This is a genomic window from Bacillus sp. BR3(2024) (genome assembly GCF_039134555.1).
Classification (GTDB): domain Bacteria; phylum Bacillota; class Bacilli; order Bacillales; family Bacillaceae_G; genus Bacillus_A; species Bacillus_A cereus.
The window spans coordinates 1,795,550-1,817,494 of the sequence record NZ_CP152433.1; the positions used below are offsets into that span (position 1 = coordinate 1,795,550).

Genomic DNA, 21,945 nt, shown 5'->3' on the forward strand with positions numbered 1-21,945 from the left:
GAAGTTTACTCCACTGATGATTCATTTTTAAAAAATATATTAGATGCTAAGTAGAAAGGAAATGGTTCCTTTGATACCTAAAATTTTAATAGTAGATGACGATCCACACATTAGAGAACTCGTTTCGGTATTTTTAGAACGAGAAGGTTTTCAAACATATGAGGCAATTGATGGAGTAGATGCACTTCAGAAAATGGATGACGTAAAAGTCGATATGGTTATTCTTGATATCATGATGCCAAATATGGATGGATTTGATGTATGTTTTGAATTAAGAAAATACTATGATATCCCGGTTCTGATGCTAACTGCCAAAGGGGAAACATCACAAAAAGTAAAAGGATTTCACCTTGGGACAGATGATTATCTTGTAAAACCATTTGACCCTATAGAATTAGTAGTGAGAGTAAAGGCATTATTGAAACGTTACCAAATTACAGTTTCCCAATCGATTCAAGTTGGAAATGTATTATTAAATCGTAAAACATTCGAAGTTACATCTGGAGAACAAACGGTTACATTACCGTTAAAAGAATTTGAGCTGCTCTTTACTTTAGGGTCTAAATCGGGAAGAACTTGTTCGAGAGAGCAATTAATTGAAGAAATATGGGGATATGATTTTGAAGGGAATGAACGTACACTAGACGTTCATATTAATCGGTTACGTGAGAAGTTTCAAGAAGAGCAGTCGAAATTTAGTATTAAAACAATAAGAGGATTAGGGTATCGCTTAGAGGTAAGTAAATGAGAAAAAGAAAACGAATGAGTAAGTTGAAGATGCTGAAAGTATTTGGAGCGGTATTAGCGCTCTTTTCTTTTCTTACTATAATTTGGTCTATCGCATTTTATGTAGCAACTAGTATATTGAATGCTTTTGACGTAAACGTATCGCCGTTTGTTGCTTTTCTAATTAGTGATATGGTCGGTTTTGTCTTTATTATTCTTATTTGGACATTGATTGGAATATTAATGAGACCAAAACGAGAGGCGATGATTTGGACTATTATTGAACCGATACAAAAAATTGCAAAAGGAGACTTCTCCGTAAAAATAAGAAATGAAGAAAAGTATGATGGTGAAATTGGCGTGCTCGTAAAAAGTATAAATGATATGACAGATGAACTGAATACGATGGAGAAAATGAGACAAGAGTTTGTATCGAATGTTTCTCATGAAATACAGTCACCGTTAACTTCTATAAAAGGATTTGCTAGAGCACTACAAGACGATAATCTTTCTGAGGAAAAAAGAAAGCATTATCTTACCATTATTGAAACTGAAACAACGAGATTATCTAAACTAAGTCAAAATTTACTAAAGCTAACTCTTTTAGAATCAGAAGAGTATACACCAGAAAGAGTGAGCTATCGATTAGATCAACAATTAAAGCAAATTGTGTTAAATAGTGAACCACTCTGGGCTGAAAAAGAAATTGAGTTAGAACTAGATTTAGAAAAAGTATATGTTATTGCTGACCAAGAAAGTATGAGTCAAGTGTGGATTAATTTAATTCATAATAGTATTAAATTTACTCCAAGCGGTGGTACGATTACTATTCAGTTAAAGGAACATGAGACAGTAGTGGAAGTGCGTATCCGTGATTCAGGAATTGGTATATCAGAAGAACAGAAACAACATATTTTTGAGCGTTTTTATAAAGCGGATTCTTCACGAAATCGTGCCTATGGAGGAAGTGGCTTAGGTTTAGCTATTGTAAAGAAAGTACTCGACCTTCATCAAGGAGAGATAAAAGTGGAGAGTGAGGAAGGAAAAGGTACTGAATTTATTGTGCGTATGCCGAATCATGAAGAGAAATAGTGTTAGAAGGAGAACCTTCTAACACTATTTCTCTTTAAAAATGCATTTACCGTTACTGCAATTATATTGAAAAGCTTTTCCTTCGCTTTTCATACTCATACACTCCCCTATGCTGGATTTGTTTTTATTTTACATGAATAATGGTAAAAAAATGAAACTTATAAATAAAAACTTTCTATAGTTACCTACAAGTAACCTACGCACATGAAAGTGCATCATTGCCTTTTTACATAAACATAGATACAATTTTAATATAATACATAACTGAGATGATTAAGGAGTGTTATACTTGGCAGAATTATTACAAGGTAAAAATGCTTTAATTACAGGAGCAGGTAGAGGGATTGGTCGCGCTGTAGCAATCGCATTAGCGAAAGAAGGCGTAAATGTAGGCTTATTAGCTCGTTCAGAAGAAAACTTAAAAGCTGTAGCAAAAGAAGTAGAAGCAGAAGGTGTAAAAGCTGTTATTGCAACTGCTGATGTTTCTTCATATGAAGAAGTAACAACTGCGATTGAAACGTTAAAAAATGGTTTAGGATCTATCGATATTTTAATTAATAACGCTGGTATTTCTAAATTCGGTAAGTTTTTAGAACTAGACGTTGCTGATTGGGAAAAAATCATTCAAGTAAACTTAATGGGTGTATACTATGCAACTCGTGCAGCTTTACCGAGCATGATTGAACAACAATCTGGTGATATCATTAACATTTCATCTACAGCAGGACAAAAAGGTGCACCTGTAACAAGTGCATATAGTGCTTCTAAATTTGGTGTCCTTGGCTTAACAGAATCGTTAGCGATGGAAGTTCGCAAACATAACATTCGTGTAACAGCTTTAACTCCAAGTACAGTAGCAACTGATATGGCTGTAGATTTAGGATTAACTGATGGAAACCCTGATAAAGTAATGCAAGCAGAAGATATTGCAGAATTTATCGTAGCGCAGCTGAAATTAAATAAACGTACATTTATTAAATCTGCTGGGCTTTGGTCTACTAATCCATAGGAATTAAATTTAACTTTAAAAGAAGGGATATCTATTCTGTAAGGGGTAGATGTCCTTTCTTTATTTTTTGTATTCGAGACAGAATTTTCGGTATAATTAAAAGTGAATGGTAGAAAGCATTGGGAAATTGAAAGGGATGGCAGTTGTAAAAGAGTGATGTAAGGAGGAACAAGGGATGAAAAAGAAGTTTCAAAAATTATAACATGTATCGTGTATAACGAGATTAGCTCGTGGACCTCCAATATACATAACACTATATTATATATTAAAAAATTGGAGGATATAAATAGATGAGAACTGAAAAAGAAATGTTAGACGTAATTATAAATATAGCAAAAGAGGATGAAAGAATTCGAGCAGTTATCATGAATGGATCGCGTGTAAATCCAAATGTGAAAAGAGATTGTTTTCAAGACTATGATATTATGTATGTTGTAAATGATATACAATCTTTTACGTCTAATCATAATTGGGTTCATAGATTTGGAGAAATAATGATAGTACAAATGCCAGAAGAAATGTCGTTAGTTCAACCAGATGAAGATGGGAAGTTTCCATATTTAATGCAGTTCATGGATGGGAATCGGATTGATTTAACGCTAGTTCCAGTTGAGTTAATAAAAAAGTTCGTTGGACAAGATAGTTTAAGTAAACTGCTTCTTGATAAAGATAATTGTCTGGAAGAATTCCCGCCAGCAAGCGATAAGGATTACTTAATAAAAAAGCCTACAGAAAAAGAGTTTTTGGATTGCTGTAATGAATTTTGGTGGTGTAGTACAAATGTGGCAAAAGGGTTATGGAGAGAGGAACTTTCTTATGCAAAAGGAATGCTTGAAGGACCAGTGCGAGATATGTTCATCGTAATGCTAGAATGGCATATTGGTATGAAAACAGACTTTACAGTTAATACAGGGAAGTTTGGAAAGCATTTCGAGCAATATATTGAAGAAGATATGTGGGAGCAATTTAAAAGGACATTTTCTAATGCTGAATATGAAAACATATGGGAGTCATTCTTTGTCATGAGTGATTTATTTAGGGAAGTGGCGAACGAAATCGCTAACACGTATGAATATCAATATCCGCAAGAAGATGATGATAAAGTGACGAACTATTTAAAACATGTGAAAGCTTTGCCAAAAGATAGTACATCAATTTATTAATAATATAAAGTAGTAAGGCTGTCCTAATTAAGGACAGTCTTATTTTTGTTTATGAATAACAATTTCTCTAACAAAGTGCAGATGAATCACATATGAAAATTTAGGGAGGTTTTTTATCATGTATTATTTTTATTCGCCAGAAATGTTTGCTCCATATCAATGGGGACTAGAACGAGATGTTTCGTATGCTTATATGCCATATAACTCATTTTATTATGGAGATTATATAAGCGCATTGCCATACGCATATATCCCTCAAAGCTATGAAGTACAAATGAAAGCAGATGATCGTGGATCGTGGACACCATTTACATGGGTTGAAAAATATGCGTACGCATTTTCAGGACCGTATAATAAAGCGGAAGTAGCTCTTACATTTGATGATGGACCAGATTCAGAATTCACGCCAAAAATATTAGATAAGTTAAAACAACATAATGTAAAAGCTACTTTTTTCTTACTTGGTGAAAACGCAGAAAAATTTCCGAATGTAGTAAAGCGTATTGCAAATGAAGGGCATGTAATTGGTAATCATACGTACAGTCATCCGAATTTAGCGAAAGTAAATGACGCTGAGTACCGTAATCAAATTATAAAAACGGAAGAAATATTAAAACGTTTAGCCGGCTATGCCCCTAAATTTATACGTCCACCGTATGGTGAAATACTTGAAAATCAATTGAATTGGGCAACTGAGCAAAATTTTATGATTGTACAGTGGAGTGTTGATACAGTTGATTGGAAAGGTGTAAGTGCCGATACGATTACAAATAATGTGTTAGGGAATTCATTTCCAGGTAGTGTCATACTGCAGCATTCTACTCCAGGTGGGCATTTACAAGGATCTGTTGATGCACTAGACAAAATCATTCCGCAGTTAAAAACGAAAGGGGCACGTTTTGTAACACTTCCAAGTATGTTCCAGACATCAAAAGAAAGAAAGTGAATGTGTTATAAATTGGAAAAATAAGGGTTGTGTCGTATAATGAAAGTGTAAGTTAGGGGGGGATATAATTGATTGATGCACTAGTAAACATAGGAATAAGCATATTGATTGGTATTATTTTTATACTTGCGGCAATTATTCTTCAAAAAAATCCACCGACCGATATTAATGCGGCATATGGTTATCGTACGAAACGATCTATGAAAAATAAGGAATTATGGGATGCGGGTAACAGGTATAGTGCAGAAGTGATGAAGCAAAACGGATTTATCATGATGTTAATTGGAAGTGTTATTAGTATACTGTTTAGATATCCACATACAATAATAGTGATTATAGTGGTTATGCTGTTATTAATGATTCGTTTATTTATACAAGTAGAGAGTAGATTAAAAATCCTTGAACAATAATAAAAAATAGGACTCTACGCAATATTATGCTAGGAGTCCTATTTTATTTATAAACTATTATTTTTTAATAATTCTTTTCCTTGCTCTATAACAAATTCATAGTATGCAAGATCATACGGATAAATATCTTCAAATGTTATCGTAATCGGTGTATTGTTTAAGACTGAAATAGTCGTTAAAGATGAAATCTCTCCTTTTAATAGTTGTAGAAAAGAAGTTGCATGTACTTTCATCACATCGTCTACTTCTTCACCTGGTGCGAATGGAAGTGGATTGATGACGTTGTGAAAATACATATGACAAAACTCGCGATCAGTAAGATTTGAAATTTCATAATCTATTTTAAAGATTCCCTTGTATGTTAAATCATTAGTTTGAAAGGAAAGCCCTAATTCTTCCTCAATTTCACGAAGACCACCAATTTGTACATCTTCATCATGCATAATATGTCCAGCTGAAGTAATATCCCATATACATGGAGCTTCTTTTTTATTTTTAGAGCGTAATTGGAAATATAAAAACATATCTTCATTATCTTTTTCTACAAACCAGCAATGAAATGTTTCGTGCCAATCGCCGTCACGATGCACTTCATCACGTAATTTCTTCCCAAGTGTATTTCTTTCAGGATCAAATATTGTTAACCACTCTGTCATTTTAATTCCCCTTTCCTCAAATTTTATTATACAATATTTGTATTGGATTTTGGGAAAATAAAGAAAAAGGAGTGGTTATAAGTGGGGATAGAGCGTACGGAAATAAAATCGATTATTTCAACAGAGGAAGAGTTACGGAAAATATTGGGGCAACCAAGTGAGCGAGCGTTGAAAAAAGTCATTTCATCATTAGACCACCATTGCGTAGATTTTCTTTCTAAATCTCCTTTTCTAGTATTATCCACTGGAAATAAGTTGGGGGAGTGTGACGCCTCGCCGCGAGGAGATGCACCTGGATTTGTATACGTACTCAATAATAATAAAATTATCATTCCAGAAAGACCAGGAAATCGTCGTATAGACTCCATTTTGAATATTATTTCAAATCCACGTGTAGGATTAATCTTTTTTATTCCAGGTCTTGGGGAGACACTCAGAATAAATGGCCGAGCGTATATTACAAACGACGAAGAAATTTTGAAAGAAATGCAGGCGAATGGACGCAATCCGTTGCTTGGAATTGTTGTTGAAATAGAAGAGTGTTATATTCATTGTGCAAAAGCGTTTATTCGTTCTAAGATGTGGGATCCAGAATCTTGGTTAAATAAAAAAGAGTTACCATCAGCAGCAAAAATGTTGCTGGAGCATGCGAAAGTGAATACTTCAGAAGAAGATGTTGCACGTTCTTTAGAAGAAAGTTATACAAAAAGATTGTATTAAAAATTTTATTAATATAGTTTTGTAGAGCGGATATGTACGGTTTTTAGAATGGGGAATTTATATATGAACCGTTGATTTATAAACTGGAGAAATAACAAAATAGGTAAATTGAGTGGCGGTTGCATAATGATATTGTGAAATATAATAAAAAAAATTCTTGAAAATAGTTAGTAAAAATAGGCTTGCTTTTTAAAAAGTTGATAACTATAATGAATTAACAAATAGACATGAACGAAAAAGTAACGATAAGGACAAGAAATCATTTTTACGGTTTACAGAGAGGGAAGCCAAGGGTGTGAGCTTCCTAACACGAGAAATGATTTTACCACCTTTGAACTTCAATAGTGAACGAGTAATCTAGTAATTATTGACGGTATCAGCCGTTATCTGAACTTGAGCAATCTAGGGAGAAATACGTCTAGATTGGAACAAGGGTGGAACCACGAAAACACATTCGTCCCTTTCCTAGGGATGAGTGTGTTTTTTTACGGATTTAGAGATTGAAAATTTAAAATAATTTAAAAATAGTATTGATTTTGTTTTTTATGCGAGTATAATGAGTTAACAAATAAACATGAACGAAAAAGTAACGATAAGGACAAGAAATCATTTTTACGGTTTACAGAGAGGGAAGCCAAGGGTGTGAGCTTCCTAACACGAGAAATGATTTTACCACCTTTGAACTTCAATAGTGAACGAGTAATCTAGTAATTATTGACGGTATCAGCCGTTATCTGAACTTGAGCAATCTAGGGAGAAATACGTCTAGATTGGAACAAGGGTGGAACCACGAAAACACATTCGTCCCTTTCCTAGGGATGGGTGTGTTTTTTTTATTACTTTGAAGGGAGGTGCGGTAACATGAAACGATTTATAAGTACGGAAATAACCATCACCTGCATGACAAAAAAGCAGAATAAGGTGATTTATAGGTGTAACAATTAAACTTTTAGGAGGAGATTAGAAGATGAATAACGTTATAAATGTTGGAGTATTAGGTTTAGGTACGGTCGGAAGTGGTGTTGTTCATATTTTGAAAGAACATTATAAAAAAATCGCTCTTGATACAGGATACGAAGTGAAAGTGAAAACAGTCGTTGTACGTGATTTGGAAAAAGAACGCGATGTTTGTATTGACGGGATTGCAGTAACAAGTCATGCAGATGAAGTTCTAAATGATTCGAATATTGATATTGTAGTAGAGGTAATGGGCGGAATTGAAGAAGCGAAGCAGCATATTGTTAAGGCTTTACGAAATAAGAAACATGTCGTGACAGCAAATAAAGATTTAATGGCTGTATACGGTGCAGAGCTTCTTCAACTGGCGAACGATAATGATTGTGATTTATGTTATGAAGCGAGCGTAGCAGGCGGTATTCCAGTGTTAAGAGGACTAACTGACGGGCTAGCATCAGATCAAATTGAAAAAATAATGGGAATTGTAAATGGTACAACAAATTATATGTTAACAAAAATGAGTCAAAATGGGTGGTCTTATGAAGAGGCTTTACAGGAAGCGCAAAAATTAGGTTTTGCAGAATCGGATCCGACAGCAGATGTAGATGGACTAGATGCGGCGAGAAAGGTAGCAATTCTTGCAAACTTAGGTTTTTCGATGAATGTTTCATTAGATGATGTGCAAGTAAGAGGGATTCGAAAGGTCGAAAAAGAAGATTTACAAATGGCTGAAAAGTTAGGATTTACTATGAAGTTAATTGGTAAAGCTGAAAAACAAGGACCAGCCATTCATTTAAGTGTAGAACCGACGCTTTTACCGATCCAGCATCCATTATCAAATGTGAATAATGAATTTAATGCGGTGTATGTCCATGGCCAAGCGGTAGGAGAAGTGATGTTTTATGGACCCGGAGCTGGGAAGTTACCGACTGGTTCTGCTGTAGTAAGTGATATTATTTCAATCGTTAAAAATATGAATCAAGTTCCGAAAAATAAAAGTGCGTTAAAAGAACCAGTTCCTTATGAATTACAAGGTGATGAAGAAGTAGTTTCGAAATATTTCTTACGCATTTCATTACAAGATGAGCCTGGGATGTTACAAAAAATAACAGAATGTTTCGTTAATTATTCTGTAAGTTTAAAAGAGGTTATTCAATTACCTTTAAACCGTGAACTGGCAGAAGTCGTTGTTGTGACACATCGAACTTCCAAGTATCAATTTGAACGAGTTTTAGAAGCGATAGAAGCTGTCGCAAGTGAAATAAACAGTTACTACATTATTGAGGAGGAAAAACAATATGTATAAAGGACTATTAAAACAATATGCGTCTTATTTACCGGTGAATGAAAATACACCTGATGTCAGCTTAATGGAAGGAAACACACCACTTATTCCATTATTAAATATATCAAAACAATTAGGGATTCAGCTATATGGTAAGTACGAAGGAGCGAATCCGACAGGTTCTTTTAAAGATCGTGGTATGGTCATGGCAGTTGCTAAGGCGAAAGAAGAAGGTTCAGAAGCAATCATTTGTGCATCAACAGGTAATACATCAGCGTCAGCTGCAGCATATGCGGCACGTCTTGGGATGAAATGCATTATCGTAATACCAGAAGGAAAGATTGCACATGGAAAATTAGCGCAAGCGGTCGCTTATGGAGCTGAAATTATTTCAATAGAAGGGAATTTCGATGATGCACTTAAGGCTGTAAGAAATATTGCTGCAGAAGAGCCGATTACGTTAGTAAACTCAGTAAATCCTTATCGAATTGAAGGGCAAAAAACAGCAGCGTTTGAAATTTGTGACCAATTGCAAAATGCACCAGATGTTCTAGCTATCCCTGTTGGGAATGCAGGGAATATTACAGCGTATTGGAAAGGCTTCTGTGAATATGAGAAAGAAAAAGGTTATAAAAAGCCAAGAATTCATGGCTTTGAAGCGGAAGGAGCAGCTGCAATTGTAAAAGGGCATGTAATTGAAGAGCCTGAAACAATTGCAACAGCGATTCGCATCGGTAACCCAGCAAGTTGGTCGTATGCAGTAGAGGCTGCCGAGCAGTCTCGTGGTGAAATAGATATGGTATCAGATGAAGAAATTTTACATGCGTATAGGTTATTAGCAAAAACTGAAGGAGTTTTCGCTGAACCAGGATCAAATGCTTCATTAGCCGGCGTAATTAAACATGTTCAATCTGGGAAAATCAAAAAGGGAGAAACAGTTGTTGCGGTATTAACTGGAAATGGTTTGAAGGATCCTGATACCGCTATTTCTTCAAATCAACTAGACATCGCAAGTGTGTCAAATGATATAGAACAAATTAAAGATCATATTAAAGGGGTGATTATGTCGTGATACCATTTAGCGTTCGTGTCCCTGCTAGTACGGCGAATGTTGGTCCTGGATTTGATTCAGTTGGAATAGCTTTGTCATTGTATTTAGGTGTGGTGGTTAAAGAAAAAGCTGATAAATGGCAAGTAATCCATTCCTTTGAAGAATCAATTCCGACAGACGATAAAAATTTAATCGTTAGCACGGCATGTAAAGTATGTCCTTCTATATCACCCCATATAATAGAAGTTACTAGTAATATCCCATTAACGAGAGGGCTAGGAAGTAGTGCATCAGCGATTGTAGCTGGGATAGAGCTTGCGAATCAACTAGGCAATTTGAACTTAACTGCTGATCAAAAAGTTCAAATTGCTACAAATTTTGAAGGACATCCTGATAATGTTGCTGCTTCTATATTAGGTGGAACTGTAATTGGAGCACTTGATGGAAAGGATGTTTCCGTCGTAAGAATTGAGAGCAAGGAATTGGGTGTAATTTCTCTCATTCCGAATGCAGAATTAAATACAGATGAAAGTCGATCTGTATTACCAAAGATGTTTCCGTTTCATGAGGCAGTTAAAGCTAGTGCGATAAGTAACGTATTAGTAGCTGCATTATGTCAAAAGCGGTGGGAAGTTGTAGGTGAAATGATGGAGAGAGACCATTTTCACGAACCATATCGTTTAGAACTCGTACCGTTATTACCATCTATTCGTAAATGCGCAAAAGAATTTGGTGCGTACGGTACAGCACTTAGCGGTGCGGGACCATCTATTTTTATATTAACGCCATATGAGAAACGTCAAGAAATCGCTGAGCAATTAGCGAGAGTATTTACAGATATGAAAGTATGTGAGCTTGAAATCGACCATAAAGGTATTATTGTAAATAAGGAAGAGCATATTGGATCGTAAAGAAAGCTGGCATGGCTAGCTTTCTTTACGTTGCAAACCTATTTTAAATTAGGTTTTTTTCGGAAAAAAATATAAAACAAATGTTGATTTTGAATAATGTAAGTAAAGAGTGCATTCATTTTGGAGGTGATTAAATGAATAAAGAGTCACCAGAAGAAAAAAGAGAGCGTATGAGACAAAGTGAATTAAAAAGTAATCCTACGGGTTCTTTACATGACGGACTCAATAGAGCGGAAACAGGTAGTCCAGTTGATATAGCAGGCGGTATGAATTGGAAAGGCACAGGAATAATCATTTTAGTACTATTTTTAGGATACATTGTATACACTTATTTTTTCAGTTGAAGAATGCTTGTTAAAATTTTGATTTGTTTAGTTTCATAATTATTGAGAAAAAAACGCAGTTACTGTATTACATATCTTCTAAGCAAGTTATAGTTGTTCATATCAACTTTTAATACTCCAAATAGAGCTAGCAAAATGCTAGCTCTATTATTTTTTGCCACATTCCTGTAACAAACCACCTGTATATTCATTGGTGGAGGTGCAGAGGATGAAAAAAATGATAGCGATATGTCTTCTAACAACTATGCCATTTTCGACTTTAGTCGGTTGTGACGTAAAAGGTAGTAATGCTGTACAAGAGTCTAAAATAAAGAAATCGACGTATAAAGATTTTACTTATGATGTAAATCCAGAAACATTCACATTAACTGTAGAACATGAGGGGGTAAAGGAACAGGCATCACGACCCCTACCGAAAATGAAGGTATCGAATGTAAAAAAAGAAAAGGATCGTACATCGTGGGAATATCCAGATCAAAAAGTAAAAATAAAATTAGAAAAGAAAAAAGACCACTTAAACATTGAAGTGGAATCGACTGGTGCAGAAAGCTTTACATGGCCGAAAGTAGAAGCTGAAAATTATACACTTCCGTTATGGGAGGGTAAGCAAATTCCGAGCAATGATGAGAATTGGAAGAAGTTTTTAAAGGATGATGCATATTCATTTGCTGAATCATTTTCTATGAAGTTTTTCGCATTAAATGGTTCGAAATATTCAATTGTATATATTGCAAACAATATGTTTAATAATGAATTGAAGTTTCATTCGGATCCGAAAATAGGATTTGATTTTACACATGAATTTCCGAGCATAAATAAAAATAAAACATATGGATTTCAATTATATGTGACAAATAATGATGCGGTAAGCATTGCTAAACTGTATAAGGATGATATTGTTCGAAAAGGTGAATTTAAAACATTACAAGAAAAGGCTAGAAAAAATAAAGAAATCGAAAAGTTATATGGAGCGGCGCATTTTTATTTTTGGAATCAAAATGGTCTATCAGAAAATAATATAAATTGGCCAAAACTAAGGGAGCAAATAAATAGCCCGCTGTTTAGTCATATAAAAGAACTTATTCAAAAGAATAGTTCAGAGCCTGGGGAACTGAATGTATTAGATCAAGTAAGTAAACAAGATTTCATTGATAAGTATCAAAAAAATGTTATTTTACGTTATATAAACGAAGTATTATCCATGAAGGAATTTTATAAAGAGGATATTTTTCAAAACGTTGATCAGGAAGCTAGTGTGCTATTAAAGAAAGGTGTAGGTCACTTAACGAACACAGAATTGTATAGCTTAAATAAGCATTTATTAAAGTCGCTACTTGGTGATGCGGTTGAAGAGGTAAGTAAATGGGGTAATGCAGATGGAACGGACATACTAAAGGAAATGAAAGAGGTAGGAATAGAAAAAGCGTGGATTGGTCTGCCGAACTGGGAACAAGGATTTATGCAACCTAATTTCGTGACAAAAGCGAAGGAAATGGGGTATTTAGTTGGTCCGTATGATTCATATCATTCCATTCACGAAAAAAGTGATAAAAATTGGAACACAGCATCCTTTAATGACCCATCATTATATGAAGAGGCTACTGTAACGAAGAAAAACGGAGAAAAGGTGCAAGGCTTTTTAGGCAGAGGTCGCAAGTTAAACCCGACTTTATCGCTGCCTAGTGTAAAGGAACGCATGAATGATATATTACAAAATGGTCCTAAATATAATTCATGGTTTATTGATTGTGATGCGACAGGTGAAATTTACGATGACTATTCAGCGAAACATATAACGACACAAGAGCAAGATTTAAAAGCACGTTTAAAACGAATGGACTACATTGCGCAAGAAAAGGGTATGGTCGTTGGTTCTGAAGGTGGAAATGATTTTGCTAGTAGTACGATTGCATTTGCACACGGAATTGAAACACCTGTTATTAAATGGGACGATGAAGATATGCGGAAAAATAAAACAAGTCCGTATTATGTCGGTGGATATTGGTCACCAAATCAAAATGTTCCCGAAAAATATGCAAAACAAGTACCATTGAAAGAAGAATATAAACAAGTGTATTTAAACCCAGTATATTCGGTACCATTATATAAATTAGTATACAATGATTCCGTTATTACAACGCACCATTGGGAATGGGGAAGTTTAAAGGTAAAAGATGAAGTTGGAAATCGAATGCTGTCTGAATTATTGTATAATGTTCCTCCGTTGTACCATTTAGATGAAGTAGAGTGGAATAAGCATAAAAAAGAAATTACAGAGCATCTAAAAGTTTGGAATGAAGTTCATGAAAAAGCAGTAAAAGAAGAGATGACGAATTTTGCGTATTTGTCAGAAGATAAGCTAGTACAATCTGTTTCTTATGGAAAAAATATTAAAATCATTGTGAACTTCTCAAATGAAGACATGGAAGTAGAAAAAACGAAAATAAAAGCAAAGTCGGCTTTTATTGATAATCAGGGGAAGAAAAGCATGTATACGCCGTTTGAGAAATAATAACGTCAAATATACTGTATTCATAGAGATTTTATAATTAGCTGGATTCTTTATTCATATCGTTTGTTAGGAAAAAGACATTCTAATTTAAAAAGAAAGAGTTAATAAATTTGTAAATCCGCATGTTGCGAAGTGCTAAATTTTTGAAATTGGTAAATAGTGACTTGCCAAAAATAAGTACGAGAGTATAATGTGAAATGGAATACGTATTGGGTTTAAGTAGTAACCTTACAAAATTGTAAGGTTAGTGAAAGGAAATTCAATATGAAGATAAATAGACTTACATTATACTTGGTAAAGAGAAAGAGAGGCGAATGGGTATGAGCTCTGAATTAGAACAAAATACGAGAAGTAATAAAAAGCGTTCTAAAAGAAAGTCAATAAAATGGTTCATATTAATTCCATTTTTCCTACTTATTTTTGGAGGAGTAGGATATGGTTCGTTTATATATAATAAAGCAAAAGCTGTTGTAAATGATGCGTATGCAAAAATTGATAAGTCATCAAAGCGTGATAAAGAAGTCGAACCTTTAAAGGATAATATTTCAATATTAATCATGGGTGTAGATGGAAGTGAGATGAGAAAAAGCCAATATGGCGAAGCAGTTCGAACAGATGCACTTTTATTAGCAACAATTAATAAAGATGATAAGTCTGTTAAGCTAGTAAGTATTCCACGTGATTCACGTGTTTACATTCCAACTAGAAAAAAATTAGATAAAATTACTCATGCTCACGTATTTGGTGGCGTAGAAAGCACACGCGATACAGTGGAAAGATTTTTGAATGTCCCTGTTGATTATTATGTGAAGTTTAACTTTGAATCATTCGTACAAATTGTCGATTCAATTGGTGGTATTGATATTGATGTACCAGTTACTTTCACTGAACAAGATAGTAAAGACCAAGCTGGTATGATTCATTTAGAAAAAGGTTACCAACATTTAAATGGAGAACAAGCACTTGCACTTGCAAGAACGCGTAAAATTGATAGTGACGCAATGCGTGGACAGAGACAGCAACTTGTAATAGAAGCAATTGCCAAAAAAGCGATGTCTGTTCAATCAATTAGCAAAATGGGCTCTTTACTAGATGCGGTTGATAAAAATATGAAAACGAACTTAACATTTGACGATATGCTTGCCATTACAAAAAATATGGCAGGATCTAGTTTGGAAATGGAAAAATTGCAAATAGAAGGTACAGATAAACGTATCGGTGGTATTTATTATTACATTCCAAATGAAAAAAATGTAAAAGATATTTCAAAAAAATTACATGATCATTTAGGTGTAACGCCAAAATCAGTCCGAAACGAATAATAAAAAAAGATTGGCTTTTGCCAATCTTTTTTTTTGGAATGTATTTGTAACTTTTCTGTAACGATTTTTTAGTTTAGAAAAATTATACTCATATGTATGAGTATAATGGATAGGTAAAAAAGTAAAAGGACATATTCAAAATTTGTGGTAAGGAAAGATATCATATGCAGAAATGGTTAAGCATGATGGGAATTATCTTTATATTGACTGGATGTAAAATGTCTGAAGCTCCAACAAGTCTAATGGAAGCTCCTACAAATGAAAAATGGATTAATGAATTAAAGGAACAAATTGATAAAGATTTACCTGTTAATTATCGCTTACTTACTCCAATGTCTAACAAAGATAAACAGATGATTTGGTCAATGAATTTTAAACAAGATAATAAGAAAGAAGCCATCTTATTTTATAAATTGCCGAATGAAGATCATAGCGTATATTTAGCCGTATATGAAGAAATCGGAAATGGCTGGAGAATAAAGTCCACACATAAATTTGATGGTGGAGATGTAGATATCGTTGAAGTCGGTGATTTTACAGGGAACGGGAAGAGAGAGTTGTTAATCGGAATCTCTGTAAATCGTGAATCGTTAGAACATGTTATGTATGTTTTTTCGGAAGAAAATGAAGAGATGAAGGAAATATATAATCGAAGTTATACGAAGTTATTCATAGAGGATCTAAATGAAAATGGACTGAAAGATATAAGCCTTGTTACATTTGAAAAAGATGAGAAGCTGACAGTTGAGTTCATGGAACAATTTAAGACTTTATCTGAAGTGTCATACGATCCATTTATAAATAGTATTCAAAGAATACAAATGGGTCGTATATCTAAATCACTAAAGGCGGTAGTAATTGATGCAGGAGTTGGCGCTCATTCAGGTATAACTTATGTAGCAAAATTTGATCAGGATCATTATGAAGTATTACCTATAGGTGGGAAAGAAGATTTATTTAATGAATATGTTGTAGAAAGTAAAGATGTTAATGAAGACGGCATTATTGAATTTGTTCGTACTGTACGTCCAAAAGGTTGGGAGGATAAATCACATGGTGATAGTCCGCTTTTTGAACGTTACATACAGTGGAGTGAATCTGGAATTAAACCAATTGAAGAACGATATATAGATATAGAAAAAGGGTATTATGTGAAAATTCCTAAAGAGTTAATAGGGAAAATTACAATACCAGATCAGCAAAAAGAATCAAATTCTCAAAAGTTTTTGGATACAAGAACAAATAAAATATGGCTTGAAGTTCATATTTTTAAGCGGAAAGAATGGTTCAATATAAAAGGCTACAGCGCAGCAATTAAAACGGCTTCTCACGTATATGCAGTACCGAAGCAATCGGAATTTGAAAAAGTGAAAGCATATATAAAACCGCTAGCGGATTATCAACAAGAGTAGGAGGTGGGAATTATGTCAAAAATTTTAGTTTTAGAAGATGAATTAACGATCCGTAGCTTTATTGTTTTAAATTTAAAACGTGCTGGATTTTATGTAATAGAAGCTACTACTGGAGAAGAAGCGTTACAGATTTTGAGTGAACAAACTGTTGATATAGCACTGCTGGATGTAATGTTACCGGGGATTGATGGTTTAGAAGTTTGTAAGGCTATCAGGAAAGAAAATAAAAAAATGGGTATTATTATGTTAACCGCACGTGTACAAGATGAAGATAAGGTGCAAGGACTAGGAATAGGTGCAGATGATTATATTGCAAAACCGTTTAGTCCAGTAGTATTAACTGCACGTATACAGTCTTTATTAAGAAGAATAGAAGTACATGAAGAAAAAACGAATATTGTTACGTCAGGTCCATTTTCGTTAAATATTATAGAAGAAAGATTGTATAAAGATGGACAATTAGTCGATTTAACACCTACAGAGTATATGATATTACAGTATTTAATGAATCAGGCTTCAAAGCCAGTTTCGCGTGATGAAATTTTAAATATGATTTGGGGAACCAATTACGTAGGTGAGACGAAAGTAGTAGATGTAAATATGAGACGGTTACGTCAAAAGATAGAATGGAATCCATCAGAACCTGAATTTATTCTTACGGTGTGGGGAAAAGGATATGTGTGGAAGGAAAGTATGAGATGAAACGGAAAGTGACTTTATATTTTATGACGGTCATTACACTTATGCTTGTATTATTTGAAGTTGTATTTTCAGTCTCAATTTATCGATACTATTATAATGGTATTGTGCAATATATAGAGTCTCATGCGAAAACGAGTACACGTTTTTTTTCAGAATACAATTCACTATACTTTATTCGATTACAAGAATATAGTGGTGACATAATTAGTAGCTTTCAATTAGAAGGAACAGAATTACAGTTAATTGATCGTCACGGCTCGGTTATACAATCTTCAAGTGGTGAAAAGGTAAAAGGTAAAGTGAATATTCCACAATCATTATTAGAAGGTGAAATGTATAATCAAGTTACTACGAAAGGTAATAAAAAACAACTAGAGGTGCTAAGCCCACTTATACATCAAGGACAAACTATTGGTGTTTTAAAATATACGACTGTTTTAACAAATGTAAATAAAAAGATTATTGAAATTATTACGTTTACTATTTCTGTAGGTATTGTTATTTCGGGAGTCGCCTTCTTAATTAGTAGACGTTTGGCAAATTCATTTGTTGAGCCAATTGAATCCATTATTCAAGCCTCTTCACAAATTGCAGAAGGCACATTAAAGCAAAAAATTAAAGAAGATTATCCTGGAGAATTAGGTGAATTGGCACATAGTTTAAATTATATGGCTTATAAAATAGATAAGGCTGAGCAGATGAAAAATGAATTCATTGCTTCTATTTCGCACGAAATACGAACGCCTTTAACAGGAATTAAAGGTTGGAGTGAGACGTTAAAAACAGTAGATCATTTAACAGAAGAAGAAATAAAGCAAGGTATGGGCATTATTTCAGGTGAGACAGATAGATTGATTCATTTAGTAGAAGAATTGCTAGATTTTTCAAGATTACAATCAAATCATTTTAATTTATATAAACAAAAGGTGCAGTTGTACGATATACTAGAGGAGACGATTTGGCAATTAACTCCTAAATCGGAAGAGAAGGAAATTCAATTTATTACTACTATAGACCGAATTGAATTGATGGGAGATCGAAATAGGTTAAAGCAAGTTTTCTTGAATATTGTTCAAAATGCAATTAAGTATTCACATAAAAAAAGCACAATACACATTGAAGCGACTAAAATAGAAGGACAAGCAGTGATTAAGGTAAGAGACGAAGGGATTGGAATTGCTAAAGAACATTTACCATATATTGAGCAATCATTTTACCAAATTAATAATCATGCTGCAGGTGCAGGTATTGGTTTAGCTATCGTTAAAAAAATGGTAGAGCTTCATGGCGGTGTGCTTAGTGTTACAAGCAAAGAAGGAATAGGAACAACAATTTTGATAAAACTCCCATTATAATACAAATAAAATCTATTTATATGGTGAAATAAAAATAAATAGATGTATAATTATATTGGGCGATTTATATATAAGATTAATAGGGAGAGGAATTCGATAGAATGGAAAAAGCTTTAAAAATTAAACAAATAGTAGTCGTTTTAATAGCGATTGCCGCAGTAGCTATTGGGTATTACATGTTTCAATCAATTACTTCACCAGCAAAAGCTGTTGCGAAACAAGAAAATGTAGTGCAGCTTGCAAGTGAACAGCCGAAAGTTGAAATGAATAAAACGGCACCAAGTCGTTTTAATGGAAAAGAAAGAAAAGTTGCTTATCTTACATTTGACGATGGGCCAGGGAAATATACGGCTGAATTATTAAATACGCTAAAACAACATGATGCGAAGGCGACGTTCTTTTTAATTGGAGCGAATGTAAAAGAATTTCCTGATTTAGTGAAACGTGAAAATGCTGAGGGTCATTATGTAGGCATGCATAGTATGACACATAATTTCGCAAAGTTATATAAAAATGGCGAGTATGTAAATGAGATGAAAGAAGATCAAGGTTTAATCGCTAATATTATTGGGAAATCACCTAAATTAACACGTCCTCCATATGGTTCGATGCCTGGATTGAATGAAGGTCTTCGAAATAAAGTGGTAGAAGGCGGATTTAAAGTATGGGATTGGACAATTGATTCATTAGATTGGAGATACAATAAAATGCCAGTTGATGCAGCTGCAGCACAAATTGCTCAAAACGTATTAACAAACGCAACAAAACCACAAGAAGTAATTTTAATGCATGATATTCACCCGCAATCAGTTGCTGCTGTGCCAGCAATTTTAAAGGGGCTAAAAGAAAAAGGTTATGAGTTTGAAGCTTATCATGAAGAGAGTCACTTCCCAGTGAACTTCTGGCATGATAACCGTATGTAATGGAGGAATGAACGTTGAAGTATGGAAAAGTAGCAGTAGTTGGAGCATTATCAGTAGGACTTTTAACAGGTTGTTTCGGTGAAAAGCCAGAAGAAAATCTATATACAGCTTTTGAAACAGCAGCAACACAAGAAAAATCTTTAGTGGATGAAGCAAAAAAATTAGAGCAGTTAGAGAAACAAGGGCAAGAATTATATGCACAAATTTTGCAAGAAGGTAAAGATCATAATGAAGCAGTTGTGAAGAAAATAGAGCAAGCTACTGCAAATGTAGACGATCGTGAAAAAGTATTGAAAAGTGAGAAAGAAATGCTAGAAAAAGCACAGAAGGAAACGAAGTCTGTTCAAAGTAATATAGAGAAGATTGAAGATAAGAAGTTACAAAAACAAGCAAAAGCAGTAGAAGAGTCGTATAAGAATCGTTATGATGCATTCCAAAAGATGAATGAAAATTACACGAAAGTGTTAGCGACTGAAAAAGAACTGTATGAAAAATTAAAAGTAAAAGAAACGAAATTAAAAGAAATCGGTGAAAAAGTTAAAACTGTTAATGAATTAAATGTGGAAGCACAAAAGTGGAAAGAGCAGTTTAACAAATTTACAAAAGAGTATAATGACAGTAAATTAGCATTCTACAAAGATGCAGAAATTAAGATTAAAGATCAGAAATAAAGAAGAATCTAAAGTGTAATAAAAAGCCGGAGAAACATCGTTATAAATGTTTTTTCGGTTTTTTACGTTAAATGAATAGAAAAGACTGGAATTGATATCATAAAAGAGTTATAGTGAGTTATTCTAAGGGAAACATTGTAAAGTAAGGAGAATGGGAATATGTCATATGAATTTTTACTCAAATTAGGTTTAGCACTCTTTTTAGGATTATTCATCGGGATAGATAGGCAGCTAAAGAATAAACCACTTGGTGTGAAAACAAGTATGGTTATTTCTGTAGCAAGTTGTTTAATTACGATGGTTTCAATTGAATCTGTACATGTATATTCTGTTCCAGGACATACAAATATGGATCCGATGCGACTGGCCGCTCAAATTGTTAGTGGAATTGGTTTTCTTGGCGCGGGTGTCATTTTACGAAGAAGTAATGACGTTATTTCTGGATTAACAACAGCTTCTATGGTGTGGGCTGCTTCAGCTTTAGGGATCGCAATTGGTGCGGGATTTTATTTACAAGCGACAGTTGCGATGGTTTTAATTATTTTAGCGATTAATGTACTTCCGCAACTTGTGAAAATTGCAGGACCGTATTCATTAAGACAAAAGGATTTATCTATAAAAATTACTGTTAAAGAGCATCATGAGTTAGATGGTATATTTAAGCAAATTAAAAATTTAGGCATGCATGTGAAACGCGTGAAAATTAAAGATATAGATAGTGGAGCATTTCAGCAACTAGAGATGGTTATTTTAGCTCCAGAAGATTTATATACAACAGAGTTATATAGTTCCCTGAAAGAGATAGATCGAGTAGTTTCAGTTGAAGTGGAAAGTAGATAATTGTGATAAAAAAGAGTGAAGTGAATTCACTCTTTTTTATTTGGATTCTTAAGGAATGAAATTGATATAATGATGAGTAACAAGGAGGGAGAAATGATGGGAATACATATTAGAAGAGCAATAAAGGATGATATACAAGGTATAGCAAAGGTGCATGTTGATAGTTGGAAAACAACGTATAAAGGGATATTTGCTGACGAAATTCTAGATAATATAGCATATGAGAAACGAGAAAAACAATGGGAAGATATTTTTCAAAAAGAGGGTAATCATCAATTTAGATTTGTAGCAGAGAATTTAAATGGAGAAATAGTTGGATTCATCGATGGGGGAGTAGAAAGAACTGGTACATATAATTGTGATGGAGAATTATATGCAATCTACCTTTTACAAGAGTATCAAGGAATGAAAATAGGACAAAAGTTATTTCAAGCTTTATTATCGGATTGTATAAATAATGATATGCAATCACTTTTAGTTTGGGTTGTTACGAATAATCCTTCTAAAAAGTTTTATGAAAAATTCAACCCTGAAAAAATTGATACGAAATTTTTAGAGAGAGTAAGGGTAGAAGAAACAGCGTATTGTTGGAGAGATTTGAATTTGTTACAAAAACAAACAGCTATATAGATTGATGCATATAATAATATTATGTAAACATATCGTATAGAAAGGTATACCTCATTTGGTGTACCTTTTTATTAATCCATCAAAAGGTGGATTAATAAAAAATAGTAGGTAATTAGTTTGAAAGCAAGAATTTTTCTAGTGTACTTTTAACTAGATTAAAGAAAAGAAAGAAAAAAAGAAAAATTTAATTTGATAAAAAAATTCTGAAATATACTATTGAATTGAATATCATTATCAATTAGAATCATAGTTGATAACGATATTCAATTATCAATTGTAATATGAAATTCTCATAGCGTTAATATAAA

21 protein-coding genes and 2 other annotated features are annotated in these 21,945 nt (G+C 33.7%); of the genes, 20 read left to right on the forward strand and 1 reads right to left on the reverse strand.

Annotated features, from left to right (window positions below):
- The first annotated feature begins 70 nt into the window (after positions 1-70).
- From hitR to V7S45_RS09340, 6 genes are all read left to right on the forward strand, one after another.
- On the forward strand, positions 71-748 hold the full coding sequence (gene hitR, locus V7S45_RS09315) for an envelope stress response regulator transcription factor HitR (protein ID WP_000612414.1): 678 nt from the start codon (positions 71-73) through the stop codon (positions 746-748).
- Positions 745-1,818: an envelope stress sensor histidine kinase HitS gene (gene hitS, locus V7S45_RS09320; protein ID WP_001231621.1), complete on the forward strand. Its 1,074-nt coding sequence runs from the start codon at positions 745-747 to the stop codon at positions 1,816-1,818. The genes hitR and hitS overlap by 4 nt, the downstream gene beginning before the upstream one ends.
- A 289-nt stretch (positions 1,819-2,107) precedes the next feature.
- Entirely contained in the window at positions 2,108-2,827 is a 720-nt protein-coding gene (locus tag V7S45_RS09325) for a 3-ketoacyl-ACP reductase (protein WP_000818985.1), read from the forward strand.
- Positions 2,828-3,117: 290 nt separating this feature from the next.
- Positions 3,118-3,990, forward strand: a complete 873-nt coding sequence (locus V7S45_RS09330; RefSeq protein ID WP_025687791.1) for an aminoglycoside 6-adenylyltransferase — start codon at positions 3,118-3,120, stop codon at positions 3,988-3,990.
- A gap of 118 nt (positions 3,991-4,108) precedes the next feature.
- The gene (locus tag V7S45_RS09335; RefSeq protein WP_000291203.1) at positions 4,109-4,936 is read left to right on the forward strand and encodes a peptidoglycan-N-acetylglucosamine deacetylase; all 828 of its coding nucleotides are present in this window, start codon (positions 4,109-4,111) and stop codon (positions 4,934-4,936) included.
- Between the two features lie 71 nt (positions 4,937-5,007).
- Positions 5,008-5,346 carry an SdpI family protein gene (locus V7S45_RS09340; protein WP_025687792.1) on the forward strand — a complete coding sequence of 113 codons (339 nt, stop codon included), beginning with the start codon at positions 5,008-5,010 and terminating at the stop codon, positions 5,344-5,346.
- A 47-nt stretch (positions 5,347-5,393) separates the two neighbouring features.
- Here V7S45_RS09340 and V7S45_RS09345 read toward each other — a convergent pair whose 3' ends face one another.
- Complete coding sequence (locus V7S45_RS09345) at positions 5,394-6,002, reverse strand: NUDIX domain-containing protein (RefSeq protein ID WP_000141352.1); 609 nt, start codon at positions 6,000-6,002, stop codon at positions 5,394-5,396.
- Between the two features lie 81 nt (positions 6,003-6,083).
- Between V7S45_RS09345 and V7S45_RS09350 the strand changes: the two genes are divergently transcribed.
- The 14 genes from V7S45_RS09350 to V7S45_RS09415 all read left to right on the forward strand — a co-directional run bounded on the left by V7S45_RS09350 (position 6,084) and on the right by V7S45_RS09415 (position 21,637).
- Positions 6,084-6,722, forward strand: coding sequence for a pyridoxamine 5'-phosphate oxidase family protein (locus tag V7S45_RS09350; RefSeq protein WP_000510728.1), 639 nt, complete (start codon positions 6,084-6,086; stop codon positions 6,720-6,722).
- 233 nt (positions 6,723-6,955) lie between these two features.
- Positions 6,956-7,187, forward strand: a binding site (T-box leader).
- A gap of 115 nt (positions 7,188-7,302) precedes the next feature.
- Positions 7,303-7,534, forward strand: a binding site (T-box leader).
- Between the two features lie 155 nt (positions 7,535-7,689).
- Positions 7,690-8,985 carry a homoserine dehydrogenase gene (locus tag V7S45_RS09355; RefSeq protein WP_025690265.1) on the forward strand — a complete coding sequence of 432 codons (1,296 nt, stop codon included), beginning with the start codon at positions 7,690-7,692 and terminating at the stop codon, positions 8,983-8,985.
- Entirely contained in the window at positions 8,978-10,036 is a 1,059-nt protein-coding gene (thrC, locus tag V7S45_RS09360) for a threonine synthase (protein WP_074553849.1), read from the forward strand. The genes V7S45_RS09355 and thrC overlap by 8 nt, the downstream gene beginning before the upstream one ends.
- Positions 10,033-10,926: a homoserine kinase gene (gene thrB / locus V7S45_RS09365; RefSeq protein WP_000612105.1), complete on the forward strand. Its 894-nt coding sequence runs from the start codon at positions 10,033-10,035 to the stop codon at positions 10,924-10,926. The genes thrC and thrB overlap by 4 nt, the downstream gene beginning before the upstream one ends.
- 134 nt (positions 10,927-11,060) lie before the next feature.
- Positions 11,061-11,270 (forward strand): DUF6366 family protein, encoded by a 210-nt coding sequence (locus tag V7S45_RS09370; RefSeq protein WP_001031478.1) that lies wholly within the window; start codon positions 11,061-11,063, stop codon positions 11,268-11,270.
- Between the two features lie 208 nt (positions 11,271-11,478).
- Positions 11,479-13,782 (forward strand): glycoside hydrolase, encoded by a 2,304-nt coding sequence (locus V7S45_RS09375; protein WP_000738105.1) that lies wholly within the window; start codon positions 11,479-11,481, stop codon positions 13,780-13,782.
- 320 nt (positions 13,783-14,102) lie between these two features.
- A complete protein-coding gene (locus tag V7S45_RS09380; protein ID WP_342761757.1) occupies positions 14,103-15,104 on the forward strand; it encodes an LCP family protein in 1,002 nt (333 codons plus the stop codon).
- Positions 15,105-15,268: 164 nt separating this feature from the next.
- Positions 15,269-16,516, forward strand: coding sequence for a hypothetical protein (locus V7S45_RS09385; RefSeq protein WP_001174867.1), 1,248 nt, complete (start codon positions 15,269-15,271; stop codon positions 16,514-16,516).
- 12 nt (positions 16,517-16,528) lie between these two features.
- On the forward strand, positions 16,529-17,218 hold the full coding sequence (locus V7S45_RS09390) for a response regulator (RefSeq protein ID WP_025690276.1): 690 nt from the start codon (positions 16,529-16,531) through the stop codon (positions 17,216-17,218).
- Positions 17,215-18,573, forward strand: a complete 1,359-nt coding sequence (locus V7S45_RS09395) for a HAMP domain-containing sensor histidine kinase (RefSeq protein ID WP_000824536.1) — start codon at positions 17,215-17,217, stop codon at positions 18,571-18,573. The genes V7S45_RS09390 and V7S45_RS09395 overlap by 4 nt, the downstream gene beginning before the upstream one ends.
- A gap of 101 nt (positions 18,574-18,674) precedes the next feature.
- Positions 18,675-19,496: a peptidoglycan-N-acetylglucosamine deacetylase gene (locus tag V7S45_RS09400; RefSeq protein ID WP_000409484.1), complete on the forward strand. Its 822-nt coding sequence runs from the start codon at positions 18,675-18,677 to the stop codon at positions 19,494-19,496.
- Between the two features lie 14 nt (positions 19,497-19,510).
- A complete protein-coding gene (locus tag V7S45_RS09405) occupies positions 19,511-20,167 on the forward strand; it encodes a YkyA family protein (RefSeq protein ID WP_025690279.1) in 657 nt (218 codons plus the stop codon).
- A 159-nt stretch (positions 20,168-20,326) separates the two neighbouring features.
- Complete coding sequence (locus tag V7S45_RS09410; protein WP_000119510.1) at positions 20,327-21,007, forward strand: MgtC/SapB family protein; 681 nt, start codon at positions 20,327-20,329, stop codon at positions 21,005-21,007.
- A gap of 93 nt (positions 21,008-21,100) precedes the next feature.
- Positions 21,101-21,637, forward strand: coding sequence for a GNAT family N-acetyltransferase (locus tag V7S45_RS09415; RefSeq protein ID WP_033666136.1), 537 nt, complete (start codon positions 21,101-21,103; stop codon positions 21,635-21,637).
- Positions 21,638-21,945 lie beyond the last annotated feature (308 nt).